Genomic DNA, 16,884 nt, shown 5'->3' with positions numbered 1-16,884 from the left:
TGTCAGCGGTGGTCGCGACGCTGCTGGGCATGCGAAACGGCAACATCCTCATCTCGGGCGCCGGCATCGGCGGCCCGGCACTCGCCCACTGGCTCGTCCGCGCCGGTCGCACCGTCACCGTCGTCGAGAAGGCCCCGGCCCTCCGCCCCGGCGGTCAGGCGGTGGACTTCAAGGGCGAGACCCACCTCACCGTCCTGACGCGCATGGGCATCCTGGACGACGTACGCCGCCTGCAGACCGGCGGCACCGACCAGGAGATCGTGGACGCGCGCGGCCGCAGGATCGCGATCCTGCCCGGCGCGTTCACCGGCGGCGACCTGGAGATCAGGCGCGGCGACCTGTCCCGCATCCTGTACGAACGCACGTCCTCCCACTGCGAGTACGTCTTCGGCGACTCGATCACCTCGCTCACCGACACCCCGGGCGGCGTCCACGTCACCTTCGAACGCTCCGCGCCGCGCACGTTCGACCTGGTGGTGGGAGCGGACGGCATCCACTCGGCCGTGCGCCGCCTGGCGTTCGGCCCGGAGACGGAGTTCGTCAGGTTCCTCGGCTACTACTACGCCCTGGCCGAGGTCGAGAAGGGCTTGGGGGAGGTGCCGTGGATGTACAACGAGCCGGGGCGGCTGGTCGCCGCGGGCGGCCCGAAGGCGCCGGCGTTCTTCGTCTTCGCCTCAGCGGCGGAGCTCGACTACGACCGCTACGACACCGGACGGCAGAAGGACCTCCTGGCGCGCGCGTACGCGGGCATGGGCTGGCGGACCCCCGAGGTCATCGACGCGGTGCGCCGCTCGGGCGACGTCTACCTCGACTCGATCAGCCAGGTCAGGATCGACCGCTACAGCGCGGGCCGGGTGGTGCTGCTCGGCGACGCCGCGTACGGCAACACGCTGGGCGGATTCGGCACCGGCCTGGCCGTGGTGGGCGCGTACGTGCTGGCGGGCGAGCTGGCCGAGGCGGGCGGCGACCACCGCGCGGCCTTCGCCGCCTATGAACGGCAGATGCGCGCCTACGCCAGGATCGCGAAGAACGGCAACGCCGGCCCCTTCCTCGCCCCCGCGACTCCGGCCAGGATCCGCATGCGCAACTGGATCTTCACGTACGGCTTCCTGCTCGGCCTGATGCTCAAGATGAGCGACAAGTTCGCGACCGACATCGCGCTCAAGGACTACGCGGCTCTGACCGGCCGAGTTCAGAGATAGAGGCCGGCGGCGAATCCGCCCACGCCCTGCCACCGCTCCGCGTACGCGGCCGCTGTCCTCCTCCGGCGCCGCGCCTGAGGCGTCAGGCGCGCAGCCGGCCGACGCCGCCGTCGATGCGGAGCTGCGGCGGGCCGTCCAGCAGGGGGACCTCGGGCTCGGCGGGGTCGATGCGCCATTCGTGCACCGGCACCAGGCCGGGCCCGATCAGCTCGAAGCCGTCGAACAGCCGCAGCACCTGCTCCCGCGTGCGGAAGGTGGGCTGCGCGGGCGAGCCGGCCGTCGCCATCGTGAGCTGGGCGATCGCCTGGGGGGAGCTCTCGGCCGTCGCGTGGGAGAGCACCAGGTGGCCGCCCGGGGACATGCGTTCCCTGAAGGCGGCCACGATGCCCGCCGGGTCCTCCTCGTCGGTGACGAAGTGGAGCACGCCGACCATCAGCACGCACACCGGCTGGTCGAAGTCGATCAGCCCGGTGACGTGCGGGTCGACGAGGATGTCCGCGGGACGGCGCAGGTCGGCCTGGATGCTCGCGACGCCCGGGGCGTCGGCCAGCAGCACCTGGGCGTGCATCCGGACCACGGGGTCGTAGTCGACGTAGACCACCCGGCACGCGGGGTGCACGGCGCGGGCGGTCTCGTGGATGCTGGGCGAGGTCGGGATGCCGGTGCCGAGATCGATGAACTGCCTGACGCCCTGCTCGGCCAGGTGGCGCACCGCCTCGACCTGGAAGCGGCGGTTGGCCCTGGCCACCAGGCGGGTGTCGGGGGCGACCGCGAGGAGCCGCTCGGCCACCGCACGGTCGACCGCCAGGTGATCCTTGCCGCCGAGCAGGTAGTCGTACACCCGGGCGGAGCTCGGGACACTCGGGTCGACACCGGGCGGAACGCGTTCTAGTTCGGTCACGGTGGGCCGTCTCCTCCTGCGCGCGCGACGTGGGCCTCATCATAGACGGAGGCCATGGATCACCGCGGGAAGATCACAGAGCCGGAATCAGAACACGTTCCGCCACGCTATCCCGGGGTGTGTCCGCAGGTCCGGGCGCCCTCCGACTCCGGGAAGATCTGGATCTCGCTCAGCGTGGTGGCCTCGATCGGCCGGATGACGGTCTCGGCCCTGCCGCAGTCGTAGAAGACGTACGAGCCGCCGTCCTGTCCCAGGACCAGCCACCGGCCGTCGTTCGACAGGGGCTTGCCGTCGCCGTCGTGGACCTCGGCCCACTGGTTCTTGAACCCGGCGAGCATCAGCACGAAGCTGCTCGTGCCCTTGTCGTGCACGTCCTCGGCGGCCTCGGTCATCAACCCGAGCAGGACGAACCCGAGCCCCAGCCCGACCAGCGCGCCGGTGAGGATCCGCATGGCGGCCCGCCCGCTCGGCCACGCCCTGAGCAGCCGGAACGGCACCAGCAGGCAGAACACCCCGATGGCCGCCACCGTCACCAGCACCGGAGTGCCGGAGACGCCGAAGATGCCGAGCAACCCCCAGTACGCGACGCCCGACAACGCGGCCCCGGCCGCCGCCGCCGGCCACGGCTTCTCCCTGACCCACCGCAGCGCCCGCCCGGCCGCGCCCCTGGTGATCCTGTCGACCGCCCAGCACAGGCCGATGACCAGCCCGAGCAGCGGCAACAGGGCCAGGAAGACCAGCACCAGCGTGCTGATCAGGTGGCCGAAGATGGTGGTCTGGGTGATCCCCGCCTGGTCGGGGGTGACGCCGAACGTGTCGTACACGCTCTCGAAGCCCATGTAGAGCAGCGCGTACACGGCCACGGCGACCGGCACCACCACCGTGCCGAGTCTCTCCAAGATCTCCAGCACGCTGCCTCGGCCCGCCTCCGGGGCGGAACGCACGGCTTCCTGCTGCGGAGGGGACAACGTCTCGTTAGTCATGAGAAAGAAGGATCGCAGCAACTCCCACGAGCCCGAGCTAGAACATGTTCTCGATTACCGGGGTGGCTGGCGCTCACCCTGTGAGTTCGGCGATTATGAGGGCCTTCGAGTTGATGCACCCTCCTCCGGGGGGACCGGAAATACAGCCTCACGACCGATGCGCTCAGGGCGCGAGCCTGTGCATCCTGGTGGGGACGGGTCCGGCGCGGGGGCTCGTACCGGACCTGAGAGGAGCCACGAGGGCATGGACCACACGGAAGGCCGACCGACCGTGATCTTGGACAACGGGGTCGTCGGCAGGGTCATGCTGGCCCACTCGTCCAGGCACGACCTCGTGCTCGTACTCGGCATGGACGGCACCCTGCTCAGCTGCCAGCTCGACGACATCGCCTGCGTGGTCGGCGGCGCCCCGCTCTGCCGCGACGGCTGACCCCCCTGGGTCAGCCCCGGGAGACGATGCCGGCGATCAGCTCGGCAGCGGCGAAGTCGTTGGTCAGCCGGTTCTTGGTGAGCGCGAAGGCGGTGCCGGTGGCGGTGTCGGCCCAGGCGGCGCTGCCGCCGGCGCCCGGCACCCCGAAGACCGTCGGGCTCTGCTCCGCCGTCGAGGTCGGCCCGCCGATGCCGTAGCCGAGCCCCCAGGTCGTCGGCATGCCGAAGACCTCGTCGATCCCGCCCGACACCACGGACGTCGCCTCGCGCAGCCGTTCGGGCGAGATCAGCCGCACGCCGTCGACCTCGCCGAGCAGCGCCGCGTACATCCGGGCGATGGCCCGCGCCGAGGTCTTGCCGCCGGCGGGGATGTCGGCGGCGAGGTAGTCGGGCCGGTTGCCGAGGGCGGCGTTCGGCATCAGCGACATCGGCCCGGCCTTGAACATCGGCAGGTCGGCCGGCATCTCGCCGAACGCCGACATGTCCATCGGGGCGTCCTCCAGCCGGGCCAGCCGGTGGTGCTCCTTCTCCGGCATCCCGAAGTAGAGCTCCTCGGCCACGCCCAGCGGCCCCGCGACGTCCTCGCGCAGCACCTGCGAGATCGGCTTGCCGGTGACCCGCCGGACGATCTCACCGACCAGGAAGCCGAACGTGTAGGCGTGGTAGCCCATCTTCGTGCCCGGCTCCCACCAGAGCTCGGCTTCCTCAAGCGCGGCGGTCATCTTCTCCCAGGTGCAGACGTCCTCGGGTGTGGTGTCGAGCGGGACGCCGGGCACGCCCGCCGTGTGCGAGAGCACGTGGCGCACGGTGACGCCCTGCTTGCCGCGCCGGGCGAACTCCGGCCAGAGCTCCGCGACCGGGGTGTCGTAGTCGAACAGACCACGCTCGGCCAGCACGTGCGCGACCGTGGCGGTGGCGCCCTTGCCGATCGAGAAGTTGTAGAAGGGCGTGTCGTGGGTGACGGGCCGCCCGGTCTCCGGATCGGCGACGCCGGCGACCACGTCCACGACCTGCACGCCGCCGCGGTAGACGGCCACCTGGAGCCCGCGCTCCTCGCCTGACTCGACCAGCCCGTCGGCCGCTTCCTGCACCTGCTTCTGGAGGTCGCTCATGACCCGTCCTCTCGTCCTGGGGAACTAGACGGTACAGTACTGACAATAGTACGGAACTGTCTAGTACTGTTCTCCGCAGGGACGACGAGAGGGCGGTCCATGGAAGAGAACGGCCGTACGGCACGCAAGCGCGCGCAGATCCTGGAGGCGGCGCGGCCGGTGTTCCTGCGCAACGGCTACGTCGGCGCCAGCATGGACGAGGTGGCCGCGCTGGCCTCGGTGTCGAAGCAGACGGTCTACAAGCACTTCACCGACAAGGAACAGCTCTTCACCAGCATCATCATGGACACCACCGCCCAGGTGGAGGGCCTGACGAAGATGATCACGGCGACCCTCGACGACGACGCCGACCTGGCCGAGGACCTCCGCGCGCTGGCCCGCGGCTTCCTCGGCGCCATCATGGAGCCCGAGCTGCTGCGCCTGCGCCGCCTGGTCATGGCCGAGGCCGAACGTTTCCCCGACCTCGGCCGCACCTGGTACGAGCAGGGCTTCGAACGCTCGTTGAAGACCCTCACCACGGCCTTCGGCCGGCTCGCCGAACGCGGCGTGCTCCGCCTCGACGACCCCGAGCTCGCCGCCGAGCACTTCGTCGGCCTGCTGCTGTGGATCCCCGTGAACAAGGCCATGTTCCGCGGCGGCAACGACCTCTACACCGAGGCCGACCTCGACCGGCTGGCCGAGGCCGCGGCCGAGGCGTTCCTGCGCGCGTACGCTAGTCCAGAAACCGCCTGAGCCCGTCGGCCAGCGCCTCGGCCATCCGCTCGCGGAAGTCGGGGTCGGACATCTTGGCGGCGTCGCCCTGGTTGCGCATGTTGCCGGCCTCCAGGAAGACCGCCGGGCGCTTGGACAGATTGAGCCCGCCCAGGTCCGTACGGCTCTGCAGGCCGTTGGTCGCCGTGTAGTTCGCGTACGGCATCCCCGTGCCGGCGCGGTAGGCCGCGCGGATGTCCCGGCCGAGCCGGCGTGACGGCCCCACCACGTCGTCGTTGTGCCCGGGCAGCAGCCCCGGCGTGATCACGTGGAAGCCGTGGCCGCTCGCCCTGGCGCCGTCGGCGTGGATCGACAGCACGGCGTCGGCCTCGGCCTCGTTGCCGATAGCGGCCCGCTCGGTGATGCAGGGCCCGACGCCCTTGTCATCGGGGCGGGTGAGCACGACCTTGGCGCCCATGCCCTCCAGGATCGGCTTGAGCCTTTGGGCGACGTCCCAGGTGAAGGCGTGCTCCTGGTAGCCGTCGGCGGTCGAGGTGCCGGTGGTGTTGCACGGTTTGCGGCCGGTGATGATGTCGACCTGGCGGTTGATCACTTCGGGATGAGCGGCGTTGCCGCCGTTGTGGCCGGGGTCGAGCGCCACGACCTTCCCGTCCAGCGGGCGCGCGGGCGCCGGAGAGGCGGACAGCTCCATCTCCTGGGCGGCCGATACACCGCACCCCGCTGTCAGCACCGCCAGCGCGGCGAGCGCCACGGCTCCGGCTCGGTTGGCAGCCATGCCACCGTCCGTACCCGCCACGGCGCGCAAGGAACCGGCTTGACCTGCACTTACGTATCCAACGGCGGCTCGTCGCGCCTGCGGATCAGGTACGGCGGCATCGCCAGCGCGTGCAGCCCGGTCGTGCGCAGCAGCTCGACGGCGTGCTCCGGCGTCTCGGCCAACGGCTCGCCGGGCCCGCTCAGCGAGGTGTTGACCAGCACCGGCACCCCCGTGCGCCGCTGCCAGGCGGCCAGCAGGGCGTACAGGAACGGTGTGGTCCCGCGTTCCGCCGTCTGGAGCGCGGCCGTGCCGTCCGCGTGCGTGACCGCGGGCAGCAGCTCCCGGTACGCGGGACGCACCAGCGCGGCGTACTGCCGGAACGGCGCGGGCCTGTCGATCGCGAAGTAGCGCCCGGCCTGGTCGGCCGGCACCACCGGGGCCAGCGGCCGGAACCACTCGCGGCCCTTGACCTCGCGGTTGACGTAGTCGCGCATGCCGGGCCTGCGCGGATCGGCGAGGATGCTGCGGTGGCCCAGCCCGCGCGGCCCCGACTCGCCGCGCCCCTGGTGCAGCCCGACCACGCGCCCGCTCGCCAGCAGCGCCGCCACCTCCTCCACCAGGTCGCCGGGCCGCTCGGCGTACAGGCCGTCCGGCAGGGCGCGTACGGCCGCCTCGACCGCGCCGGCGTCGGGGTCGGGGCCGAGGAAGTCGTCGGTCCACCGGAACCGGCTCTCCACGCCGAGGCACGTGATGAGCCCGTACAGGGCGCAGCCGATGGCCGTGCCGCCCGCGTGCGGGCTGGGCGGGACGAACACCTCGCGGAACGGCGACTCGCGCAGCAGCCGGCCGTTGGCCGGGACGTTGAGCGCCGCGCCGCCCGCGAACACCAGCGCGTCCAGGGCGGTCCTGTCGTGCAGCCACCCGGCCAGGCGGGTCAGGGCCCGCTCGAAGGCGCGCTGGCCGGCCGCGGCCAGGTTCGCCGCCCGCCGGAACTCCTCGCCACCCGGCTCGTAGCCGGTCGCGGCGCCGAACGCCTCCATCCAGGCGGCCGGGATGTGCACCTCGTGGCCGCGGACGTCGAGGTCGGGCAGGCCGAGCGCGTCCGCGTCGCCGTACGCGGCGAGGCCCATGACCTTCTCCTCGTCACCCTCGCCGGGCCACAGCGCCGACGTCAGCAGCGCGTAGAAGGCGCCGAGGCCGGCCGGGCGGGCCCAGTCGCCGTCCCAGAGCTGCTTGGCCACGCACTCGATCCGGCCGCGCGCGCACCGGTAGAACGAGGCGACCTCCAGCAGCTCGCCGTCGGTCCCGGGCGGCAGCTCGACGCGCTCGGTGAAGTCCCGCACGCGGCTGCCCTGCGCGTCGATGACCAGGCCCGCGGCGTGCCCGAACGGCGAGGGGTAGAAGGCGCCGTAGAGGTGCGCGAGGTGGTGCGAGATCAGCGCGACCGGGGCCCCCCGCCTGAGGCTGAGCGTCTCGCGCATCTCCCCGTGGTACGCGCTCGCGTGCTCCATCTCGCTGTCGCAGGAGTAGCTCTCCACGACCAGGTCGACGGGCTCCTTGAGCTGCGGGAGAGCCGGCAGGTAGCTGTCGGGCAGGTCGCCGAGCCGCCCCCAGTGACCCTTGCGGCGGGTGGCGCGGTCCTTCTGCAGGCCGTACATGCCCGACTCGCCCACGGCGACGGCGAGCGAGCCGTCCTGGGTGCGATTGATACCGACAACGATGGGAACGTCCGCCATCTTCGGTGCCTCCTGGTCGCGATCATGGGCACCATTACCCCTGGCTGGCGAAAGACGATCTCCCAACCGCGTAAGGGACCCGTCAGCAGCTCTCCACGCGGCGGCCTTACGCTCGGAAGACGGATGGACGCTGCGGCGTCCATCCGCCCAGGACACCGCACCGACGAGAGGAGACCTGGGCCATGGGGGAACGATTCACGATGAGACCGACCGTCCGCCACGCGACGGCCGACGACGCCAAGCGGGTGGCGGAGCTGGTCGCCACCGCGTTCTCGGGGTTGCGGGCCGTGGCGTACCTGGTGCCGGAGCGCCGGGAGCGGCAGCGGGTCCTGACGGCCGCCTTCCTGATCACGGTGGAGCACGCGCTGGAGCACGGCGAGGTCCATGTGATCGACGACGGGCAGGCGGCCGCCGTGTGGATGCCGCACACGGCGCCGCAGCCGCGTGACTACGAGCTGCGGATGGCCGAGGCCACGGGCGAGTGGGCCGACCGCTTCCGGCTGTTGGACGAGCTGTTCGCGGCGAACCGGCCGGAGCCGCCGTACCACGGCCTGGCGTTCCTCGCCGTCCGTCCCGACCGGCAGAACCAGGGGCTCGGCACGGCGCTGCTGCGGTACGGGCACGACCGGCTGGCGGGCGCGCCCGCGTACCTGGAGGCCAGCGACCCGCGCAACCGCGACCTGTACGCCCGGCACGGCTACCGGCAGCGCGAGCCGTTCGCGCTGCCGGACGGCGCGCTGTTCTGGCCGATGTTGCGGACGGCGTGAAAGTTTCACCGAGCCGTTGACGTGTCGGCGGGGGCCAAGGACTCTGTCGGGAGCGCTCCCGCCCTCCCGTAAGGACCTCCATGACCCGATGCCGGGCCGCCTTACCGGCCCTCACGACGGTCGCCCTGTCCCCCGCCGCCGCGCCGGCGCACGCCGCCGGCGCGGGGCGCGAGCAGATCGTGAACGGCACCTTCGACGCCGGCACCGCTCCCTGGTGGAGCACCGGCAACCTCACCCTCGCCGTGTCGGACGGCCGCTCGGCGTCTCGGGCGACGACTGCTCCTGCACGTTCACCGCTCCCGTGTCGCTGCCGAACGCGCAGGTCGCCTTCCAGCCGGGAGGCCGCGCCGAGCCCTGGAGGTTCTGCATGAACGACGTGTCGCTCAGAGGCGGCGCCGACCCCGAGGTCCACGAGCCGGACACGGGCCCGCGCGTCCGCGTGAACATGGTCGGCTACCTCCCTGCGGGGCCCAAGAGGGCCACGCTGGTCACCGAGGCGACCGAGCCCCTCGACTGGGAGCTGCGCGACGCCGGCCGGAAGACGGTGGCGCGCGGCAGGACCGTCCCCCGGGGTGTGGACGCGAGCTCGGGCCAGAACGTGCACACGCTCGACTTCGGCTCGCACCGGGAACCCGGCGAGGGCTACACGGTGACGGCGGACGGCGAGACGAGCCGGCCGTTCGACATCGACGCGGGGATCTACGACGAGCTGGCGGCGGACGCGCTGAAGTTCTACTACACCCAGCGCAGCGGCATCGAGATCCTGGACGGCCTGCGGCCCGGCTACGCCAGGCCCGCGGGTCACGTCGGCGTCGCGCCCAACCAGGGCGACACCGAGGTGCCGTGCCGGCCGGGCGGCCGCGACTACACCCTCGACGTCAGCGGCGGCTGGTACGACGCCGGCGACCACGGCAAGTACGTCGTCAACGGGGGCATCTCCGTCCACCAGCTGATGGCGGCCTACGAACGGGACCGGGCGGCGTTCGGGGACGGGCAGCTGAGCATCCCGGAGAGCGGCAACGGCGTGCCGGACATCCTGGACGAGGCCCGCTGGGAGCAGGAGTTCCTGCTGAGCATGCGGGTGCCCGACGGCGAGCCGCTCGCCGGGATGGCACACCACAAGATCCACGACCGGAACTGGACCAAGTTACCGCTGCTGCCGCACCTCGACCCGCAGCCGCGCGAGCTGCACCCGCCGTCCACGGCCGCCACGCTCAACCTGGCCGCGACGGCGGCGCAGGCGGCCCGGCTGTTCGCGCCGTACGACGCGAGGTTCGCCGCGCGGAACCTCGCCGCGGCCCGCGAGGCGTGGGCGGCGGCCAGGGCGAACCCGGAGCGGTACGCCGACCCGAACGACGGCGCCGGCGGCGGCCCGTACGACGACGGCGACGTGAGCGACGAGTTCTACTGGGCGGCGGCGGAGCTGTTCATCACGACGGGCGAGAAGGAGTTCGCGGACTTCGTGCTGGCCTCGCCGCACCACACGGGCGACGTCTGGCGCGAGCGCGGCTTCGACTGGGGCAACACCGCCCAGCTCGGCCGACTGGAGCTGGCGACCGTGCCGAACGCCCTGCCGGACCGGGCGCGGGTGCGGCGGTCGGTGATCGAAGGGGCGGAGAAGTACCTGGCGATCCAGCGGGCGCACCCGTACGGGCTGCCCTACAACCCGCCGGACTTCGACTGGGGCTCCAACAACCTGGTGCTCAACAACATGGTCGTCATGGCCACGGCCTACGACCTGACCGGGCAGGAGAAGTACCGGACGGCCGTTCGCGAGGGCATGGACTACCTCCTCGGCCGCAACGCGCTCAACCAGTCGTACGTCACCGGCTACGGCGAGGTGGCCTCGAAGAACCAGCACAGCCGCTGGTACGCCCGCCGGCTCGACCCCGAGCTGCCCAATCCGCCGCGCGGCACGCTCGCCGGCGGACCCAACTCCGCGATCCAGGACCGGGTCGCGCGGCGGCTGCTGCGGGGTTGTCCGCCGCAGTTCTGCTACATCGACGACATCAAGTCCTGGGCCACGAACGAGCTGACCATCAACTGGAACGCCCCGCTGGCCTGGATCTCGGCGTTCCTGGCCGACAAGAGCGGGCGCTCCGACTGCCGGGTCGGCTACACCGCGCACGGCGCCTGGCCGGGCGGGTTCACCGCGCAGGTGACGATCGAGAACACCGGCAGGAAGACGGTGGACGGCTGGAGCCTGCGCTGGTCGTTCCCGGGCGGGCAGCGCGTCCGCGACGGCTGGGGCGCGGCGGTGACGCAGGAGGGCGCGGTGGTGACGGCGGAGAACCTCGGCCGGAACGGCCGGATCCGCCCGGGCCGCTCCGTGACGTTCGGCTTCAACGCCGCCACCACGACGGGGCCCAACCTCGCTCCGGAGGTCTTCCACCTGAACGGTGACCGCTGCCGCTAGCCTCGGCCCACGGCCGGCGCTCATCGCGTCGGCCCCGGGCTGCCGCGCGGGTCTCCATCAAGTGATTGACCGGCAACCACTGACCGAATTATCTTCGGTGCCATGGCTTCCGCCGACGGCACGCAGGCCGACCTCATTCTCAAGGTCGCGACGCAGCTCTTCGCCGCTCTCGGCTACGACGGCACCTCGACGCGCCAGATCGCCGACGCCGCCGGGCTGAACATCGCCACGGTCAACTACCACGTGGGCGGCAAGCGCGAGCTGTACCTCGCGGTCATGGCGCGCGCCCACCTGGCGGAGAAGGCCGCCCTCGACGCGGCGCTCGCCCGGCTGCCCGGCGACGACCCCGTGGCCGCCATCCACCGGCTGATCGACGACTACCTCGGCTTCTGCGTGGACAACCCCGAGGTGCCCGCCCTGTGGATGCACCGCTGGCTCTCCGACGCCCGCGACATCACCGAGCTGGAACGCGAGTACGTCCAGCCGCTGGTCACCGCGGTCGGCGCCGCGCTGCGGCCGGCCGTCGAGTCGGGCCTGATCGACGAGCGGGCCGACCTCGAATACACCATGTGGACGGTCATCTGGTCGGTGCACGGCTTCGCCAAGGGCGGCGTGCTCGACTCCGACGGCCGGCGCAGGGCCGCCGGCGACCGGGCCGCGCTGCGCCGCTTCCGCGCCCACCTTCACCTGTCGACCCACCGCGCCCTCGGCCTGCCCGGCGATCCCCCATGAGGAGTTCCGCGTGACCCTTCCCCCGGCCGGAGAGACGACCGGCGACCTGCTGGCGGAGCTGTCCCGGCTCAAGCGGCACGACCTGCCCGTCCGCGGCGGCCAGGTGACCGCGTACGTCTACGACACCGGCAGGCCCGAGGTCAACGACGCGGCGACTCGGGCGTACCTGGAGATGCTGGAGGTCAACTGCCTCGACCCGACCGCGTTCCCCAGCGTGGTGGAGATGGAGCGGCAGGTCGTCGGCGCGGTCGCCGACGAGCTCGGCGGCGGCCACGGCATCTTCACCAGCGGCGGCACCGAGTCGATCATGCTGGCCGTCAAAGCCGCCCGCGACGCGGCGTCGGCGGCCCGGCCGAAGCTGGTGCTGCCGGTGACCGCGCACCCCGCCTTCCACAAGGCCGCCCACTACCTCGGAGTGGAGGTCGTGGCGGTGCCGGTGGACCTGAAGACGTACAAGGTGCGGCCGGGCGACGTCGAGGCGGCCCTCGACGCGGACACGATCCTGGTGGCCGTCTCCGCGCCGTCCTACCCGCAAGGGGTCGTCGACCCGGTCGCGGAGGTGGCGGCCGTGGCCGCGGCGGCGGGCGTGCCCTGCCACGTGGACGCGTGCGTGGGCGGGTGGCTGCTGCCGTGGCTGCGCGAGGCGGGCGCGGCGATCCCGCCGTTCGACCTGTCGGTGCCCGGGGTGACCTCGATCTCCTGCGACCTGCACAAGTTCGGCTATGCGCCCAAGGGCGCGTCCGTCGTGCTCTTCGCCGATCCCGCGATGCGGCGGGCGGCGTACTTCGCCTCGGCGGCCTGGCCCGGCTACACGATCATCAACGCGACCGTGCAGAGCTCCAGGTCGGCGGGCCCGCTCGGCGGCGCCTGGGCGACCTTACGGGCGCTCGGCCGCGAGGGGTACGTCGAGCTCGGCCGCGCCACGCTGGCGGCCACGGCGCGGTTACGCGAGGGCATCGCCGCGATCCCCGGCCTGCGGGTGCTCGGGGAGCCGGAGTCGTCGCTGGTGGCGTTCACCGGGGCCGGGATCGACGTGTTCGTGCTGGCCGACGAGGCGCGGGCCAGGGGCTGGTTCCTGCAGCCGCAGCTCTCCTACGCCGGCATCCCGGCCAACCTGCACATCACGGTCACGGGGGTCACGCTGGCCGGGGTCGACGCCATGCTGAAGGTCATCGCCGAGTCGGCCGCCACCGCCCGCGCCCCCGGCCCCGTCGAACTGCCGGAGGGACTGGTCGACCTGGTGGCGGGCTTGGACCTCGACACGATGGACGACACGAGCTTCACCGAACTCGCCGCCGCGGTAGGTGTGGACCTGCGCCCGGGCACGGGGCAGCCGGAGATGGCCGCGGTCAACACCATCCTGGACGCTCTGCCCGCACCGACGAGGGAAGCGGTCCTCCTGCGCTTCCTGTCCGTCATCTACGGCCCCTGAACCGGGCCGCCCTGGCCGGGCCGGCGTAGAGAGCCGGCTCGGCTCGGGCGGTCAGGCGCTCACACGCTGCCCTTGTTGACCAGCTCGATGAGGGCGTCGGCCGCGGGGGCCGAGGAGGCCGGGTTCTGCCCGGTGATCAGCAGGCCGTCCCGCAGGACGTAGGGCTGCCAGTCGCCGGCCTTGGAGTAGACGCCTCCGAGCTTGACGAGCTCGTCCTCGACCAGGAAGGGGACGACGTCGGTGAGCTGGACGGCCTCCTCCTCGGAGTTGGCGAATCCGGTGACCTTCCTGCCCGAGACCAGCGGGGTGCCGTCCTCGTTGACGGTGTGCCGCAGCACGCCGGGGGCGTGGCACACCAGTGCCACCGGCTTGCCGGAGCGCAGGGTCGACTCGATCAGCCGCGCGGAGACGTCGTCCTCGGCCAGGTCCCACATCGGTCCGTGCCCGCCGGGGTAGAAGACCGTGTCGAAGTCGTCGGCCGAGACCGAGTCCAGGCGCACGGTGTTCGCCAGTACCTCGGTGGCCTCGGGGTCGGCCTTGAAGCGCCGGGTGTCATCGGTCTGGAAGCCGGGCTCGTTGCTCTTGGGGTCCAGCGGCGGCTGACCACCCTTGGGCGAGGCGAGCACGATCTGCGCGCCGGCCTCCTTGAAGCGGTAGTACGGCGCCGCCAGCTCCTCCAGCCAGAACCCGGTCTTGCGGCCGGTGTCGCCCAGCTGGTCGTGCGAGGTGAGGACGATCAGAACCTTCATGACACGCTCCCTGTTCAGTAGACCAGTCTACTATTTGAGGTGAAGAGAGTCCCCATGACCGGGTGGGCATGGAGGGCGGGCCTTCTACAGGTGCAGCAGCTTGCGGGTCACCGCCGTGACGGTGTCCAGCGGCGCCAGACTGCGATGGATCTTGCACATGACGCTCGCGCCGAGCCACATGTCGTACAAGGCCTGTGCGGTGTCGCGGGCCTCGCCGTCGACCGAGAGAGAGCGGTCCTCCAGGCCGCTGATGATCGTGCGCTCGATGCGGTCGACGATCGCGCTCGTGCCTTCCTTCAGGACCAGACGCATCGACTCGGACAAGTCCGCGACCTCCGCGCCGAGTTTCACGGCCAGGCACTTGCCCTGGCACTCCTCGACGCTCTGCGTCTCCCGCCACTGCTGCCAGTAGGCCATCAGCCGCTCGGCCGCCGACTGACCGGGCCGGGCGAGAATGCCGTCCATCTCTGCGAGGTAGTCGGCGAAGTAGCTCTTCAGGATTGCTTCACCGAAGGCGTCCTTCGAGGCGAAGTAGTGATAGAAGGACCCTTTCGGCACGCCGGCCTCCGCGAGCACCTCGTTGATACCGACGGCGGAATAGCCCTTGTGGGCCATGATCCGCTGGGCGGTGTCGAGGATGACCCGACGGGTGTCCGTGGTGCGCTTGGTGACCGGCATGAAAGAACCCTAGCATCTAATAGACCGGTCGTCTAGAAGCTGTCGCGGTAGAAGGCGGCCTGCACCGCACAGAACGGACGTCACGAGAAGGTGCCGGAGTCGGCCGGGGATCAGGTGACGGCGTTCGCGTTCGATCCGCTCGGCGCGTTCGGCCGGCTCGCTCCGGAGCGGTTCCCTGACCGCCGTGCGGCGGCCGCACACGGCGAACGCGACCGAGGCTCATGCCACTCTGCTGATCCGGACGGCGTCGGCGATCACGTATCCGGCGGTGGAGGTCCAGCGGCTCACGCCGACCACGTCGTACGTGCCGGCGGCGAGGGTGAACGTGCCGAGGGCGCGCCAGGTCCCGCCGCCAGTGCGCTGGTCGACGGTCACCGTCCGGTTGCCGCCGGAGGCCGCCACGACGTACGGCGTCGCGCTGTTGTAGCCCGCGTCGGCCGGATACCAGACCTCCACCCGGTAGCTGCCCGCGCTCGGGATGGCCGCGCGGTACCAGGCCGGGTCGCTGGCCGCGACCGGGTCGGCGAAGCGGTAGTCGGCGCCGTGGCGCTGCCCGGAGAAGGTGGAGGTGCCCCAGTTCGTACCCGCGGTGAACCCGGCGTCGGCGTTGTCGACCACCACACTGAAACCGCCGGAGCCTTCGGCGGCCCGGCCCGCGCTCGGCGGGCTCTCCTGGTGGGTGCGGGAGAGCGCGCTCACGTAGTAGGTGTAGGCGGTCCCGGCGGCGGCCGAGGTGTCGGTGAACGTGGTCTGGCGGGTCGTCCCGACGAGGTTGCGGGCGTCGGCGAAGAAGCACGGGTCGGCCGCCGACGGCGAGCCGGCCACCCGGTGGACCGCGTACGAGGTGCCCGAGCCCGTCCAGGTGAGCTGGACACCGTTCGACGCGCGGGCGGCCGAGGTGATCGAGGGAGCGGCGGGCGCGGCGCCGGAGCCACGGGCGGGCAACAGCGCGGGACGGGTGTAGTGGGTGTTCGCCAGGCGGGTGATCGCGCCGATGCGGTCGGCCCTGACGTCCTTGGCGCTGAAGAACACGTCGCCGACGATCTCGGAGTGGCGGCGGTTGTCGGTCAGGTGGTCGCTCAGCTCGGCCGCGTCCCGCCAGGCGGCGTCCTCGCCGGAGGCGCCCGCGCGGTAGGCGGCCTGGCCGATGACGAGCTGCACGCCGGTGCCTCTGACCTGGTCGGACCACCAGGCCGTGAGCACCTCGTACGCCGCCGTGGAGAAACCGATGTGCCAGTAGACCTGCGGCGCGAGGTAGTCGACCCAGCCCTCCTTCACCCACCGCCGGCTGTCGGCGTAGATCGCGTCGTACGACTGCAGCCCCGAGGTGCGCGAGCCGAGCGGGTCGGTGCCGGCGTTGCGCCAGATGCCGAACGGGCTGATCCCGAACGACACGTGCGGCTTGGCGGCGTGGATGCGCTGGTCGAGCTCGCGGACGAGCAGGTTGACGTTCTCGCGCCGCCAGTCGCCGATGGTGTCGAACGCGCCGCCGTAACGCTCGTACGTGGCCGCGTCGGGGATGGTCTGGCCGCTGACCGGATACGGGTAGAAGTAGTCGTCCAGGTGGACGCCGTCCAGGTCGTAGCGGGTGACCGCGTCCATGATCGCGTCCTCGATGAAGTCGCGGACCTCCGGGATGCCCGGGTTGTAGTACAGCTTGCCGCCGTAGGCGAAGCGCCAGCCGGGGTTGCGCCGCGCGGGGTGCGAGGACACCAGCCGCGACGCGTCGTCGTGGTTGGCGATCCGGTACGGGTTGAACCAGGCGTGGAACTCCAGGTTGCGGGCGTGGGCCTCCCTGACCATGAACGCCAGCGGGTCGTACCCCGGGTTGCCGCCCTGGGTGCCGGTCAGCCACTGCGACCACGGCTCGTACGTCGAGGGCCAGAACGCGTCCGCCGTCGGCCTGACCTGCACGACCACCGCGTTCATCCGCCGGGAGACGGCGAGGTCGAGCCAGGCGCGGAACTCGGCCTGCTGGGCCGACGCGCTCAGCCCGGTGCGGCTGGGCCAGTCGATGTTGGCGACCGAGGAGATCCACATGGCCCGCAGCTGGCGCTTGGGGGTGGCCGGATCGACGACGCAGGCGTTCGCGGAGGAGGACGAGACGGGGACCAGGACGATGGCGGCCGTGAGCGCCGCGAGGACGGTACGCAGAAGCGCGGTCACGAAGGGAAGTTTCAGCGGATTCACGGGAGGGCGCAATAGTTTTCACAACTTCGAGGGGGCCCAAATCTCAGCGGTCCCAGAGGGCGAGGAGTTTCACCTAACTCACGAGTAAT

15 protein-coding genes are annotated in these 16,884 nt (G+C 71.7%); 7 read left to right on the top strand and 8 right to left on the bottom strand.

What is annotated here, in order from left to right; all coding sequences use genetic code 11:
• Positions 1–29 precede the first annotated feature (29 nt).
• Positions 30–1,202 (top strand): FAD-dependent monooxygenase, encoded by a 1,173-nt coding sequence (locus ACIBP6_RS32975; protein ID WP_397057729.1) that lies wholly within the window; start codon positions 30–32, stop codon positions 1,200–1,202.
• Positions 1,203–1,284: 82 nt separating this feature from the next.
• Here ACIBP6_RS32975 and ACIBP6_RS32970 read toward each other — a convergent pair whose 3' ends face one another.
• Together ACIBP6_RS32970 and ACIBP6_RS32965 are read right to left on the bottom strand one after the other, a co-directional pair.
• Complete coding sequence (locus tag ACIBP6_RS32970) at positions 1,285–2,103, bottom strand: SAM-dependent methyltransferase (protein WP_397057728.1); 819 nt, start codon at positions 2,101–2,103, stop codon at positions 1,285–1,287.
• Positions 2,104–2,210: 107 nt separating this feature from the next.
• A complete protein-coding gene (locus tag ACIBP6_RS32965; protein WP_397057727.1) occupies positions 2,211–3,086 on the bottom strand; it encodes a hypothetical protein in 876 nt (291 codons plus the stop codon).
• Between the two features lie 244 nt (positions 3,087–3,330).
• On the opposite strand from ACIBP6_RS32965, the gene ACIBP6_RS32960 reads away from it, so the two are divergent.
• Positions 3,331–3,516: a hypothetical protein gene (locus ACIBP6_RS32960; RefSeq protein ID WP_397057726.1), complete on the top strand. Its 186-nt coding sequence runs from the start codon at positions 3,331–3,333 to the stop codon at positions 3,514–3,516.
• Positions 3,517–3,526: 10 nt separating this feature from the next.
• On the opposite strand, the gene ACIBP6_RS32955 is transcribed toward ACIBP6_RS32960, so the two are convergent.
• Positions 3,527–4,627 (bottom strand): serine hydrolase domain-containing protein, encoded by a 1,101-nt coding sequence (locus tag ACIBP6_RS32955; RefSeq protein ID WP_397057725.1) that lies wholly within the window; start codon positions 4,625–4,627, stop codon positions 3,527–3,529.
• Positions 4,628–4,726: 99 nt separating this feature from the next.
• Between ACIBP6_RS32955 and ACIBP6_RS32950 the strand changes: the two genes are divergently transcribed.
• Positions 4,727–5,359: a TetR/AcrR family transcriptional regulator gene (locus ACIBP6_RS32950; protein ID WP_397057724.1), complete on the top strand. Its 633-nt coding sequence runs from the start codon at positions 4,727–4,729 to the stop codon at positions 5,357–5,359.
• Here ACIBP6_RS32950 and ACIBP6_RS32945 read toward each other — a convergent pair.
• Both ACIBP6_RS32945 and ACIBP6_RS32940 read right to left on the bottom strand, forming a co-directional pair.
• The gene (locus ACIBP6_RS32945; RefSeq protein WP_397057723.1) at positions 5,340–6,113 is read right to left on the bottom strand and encodes an N-acetylmuramoyl-L-alanine amidase; all 774 of its coding nucleotides are present in this window, start codon (positions 6,111–6,113) and stop codon (positions 5,340–5,342) included. The genes ACIBP6_RS32950 and ACIBP6_RS32945 overlap by 20 nt on opposite strands.
• Before the next feature lie 50 nt (positions 6,114–6,163).
• Positions 6,164–7,831 carry a carbamoyltransferase C-terminal domain-containing protein gene (locus ACIBP6_RS32940; protein ID WP_397057722.1) on the bottom strand — a complete coding sequence of 556 codons (1,668 nt, stop codon included), beginning with the start codon at positions 7,829–7,831 and terminating at the stop codon, positions 6,164–6,166.
• A 200-nt stretch (positions 7,832–8,031) separates the two neighbouring features.
• Here ACIBP6_RS32940 and ACIBP6_RS32935 point away from each other — a divergent pair, with 200 nt between their 5' ends.
• The 4 genes from ACIBP6_RS32935 (at position 8,032) to ACIBP6_RS32920 (ending at position 13,178) form a co-directional block, all read left to right on the top strand.
• Positions 8,032–8,598: a GNAT family N-acetyltransferase gene (locus ACIBP6_RS32935; RefSeq protein WP_397057721.1), complete on the top strand. Its 567-nt coding sequence runs from the start codon at positions 8,032–8,034 to the stop codon at positions 8,596–8,598.
• Positions 8,599–8,965: 367 nt separating this feature from the next.
• Positions 8,966–11,014, top strand: a complete 2,049-nt coding sequence (locus ACIBP6_RS32930; protein ID WP_397057720.1) for a glycoside hydrolase family 9 protein — start codon at positions 8,966–8,968, stop codon at positions 11,012–11,014.
• Between the two features lie 102 nt (positions 11,015–11,116).
• On the top strand, positions 11,117–11,746 hold the full coding sequence (locus ACIBP6_RS32925) for a TetR/AcrR family transcriptional regulator (RefSeq protein ID WP_397057719.1): 630 nt from the start codon (positions 11,117–11,119) through the stop codon (positions 11,744–11,746).
• A 10-nt stretch (positions 11,747–11,756) separates the two neighbouring features.
• The gene (locus ACIBP6_RS32920; protein WP_397057718.1) at positions 11,757–13,178 is read left to right on the top strand and encodes a pyridoxal phosphate-dependent decarboxylase family protein; all 1,422 of its coding nucleotides are present in this window, start codon (positions 11,757–11,759) and stop codon (positions 13,176–13,178) included.
• Between the two features lie 59 nt (positions 13,179–13,237).
• On the opposite strand, the gene ACIBP6_RS32915 is transcribed toward ACIBP6_RS32920, so the two are convergent.
• From ACIBP6_RS32915 to ACIBP6_RS32905, 3 genes are all read right to left on the bottom strand, one after another.
• Positions 13,238–13,927 (bottom strand): type 1 glutamine amidotransferase domain-containing protein, encoded by a 690-nt coding sequence (locus ACIBP6_RS32915; protein WP_397057717.1) that lies wholly within the window; start codon positions 13,925–13,927, stop codon positions 13,238–13,240.
• Between the two features lie 84 nt (positions 13,928–14,011).
• A complete protein-coding gene (locus tag ACIBP6_RS32910; RefSeq protein WP_397057716.1) occupies positions 14,012–14,605 on the bottom strand; it encodes a TetR/AcrR family transcriptional regulator in 594 nt (197 codons plus the stop codon).
• Between the two features lie 219 nt (positions 14,606–14,824).
• Positions 14,825–16,771: a family 10 glycosylhydrolase gene (locus tag ACIBP6_RS32905; protein ID WP_397057715.1), complete on the bottom strand. Its 1,947-nt coding sequence runs from the start codon at positions 16,769–16,771 to the stop codon at positions 14,825–14,827.
• Positions 16,772–16,884 lie beyond the last annotated feature (113 nt).

The organism is Nonomuraea terrae (assembly GCF_044465245.1).
In the GTDB taxonomy this organism is placed as follows: Bacteria; Actinomycetota; Actinomycetes; order Streptosporangiales; family Streptosporangiaceae; genus Nonomuraea; species Nonomuraea terrae.
The sequence above is the reverse complement of the archived record's forward strand: the minus strand, read 5'-3'. Positions and strand labels throughout refer to the sequence as shown.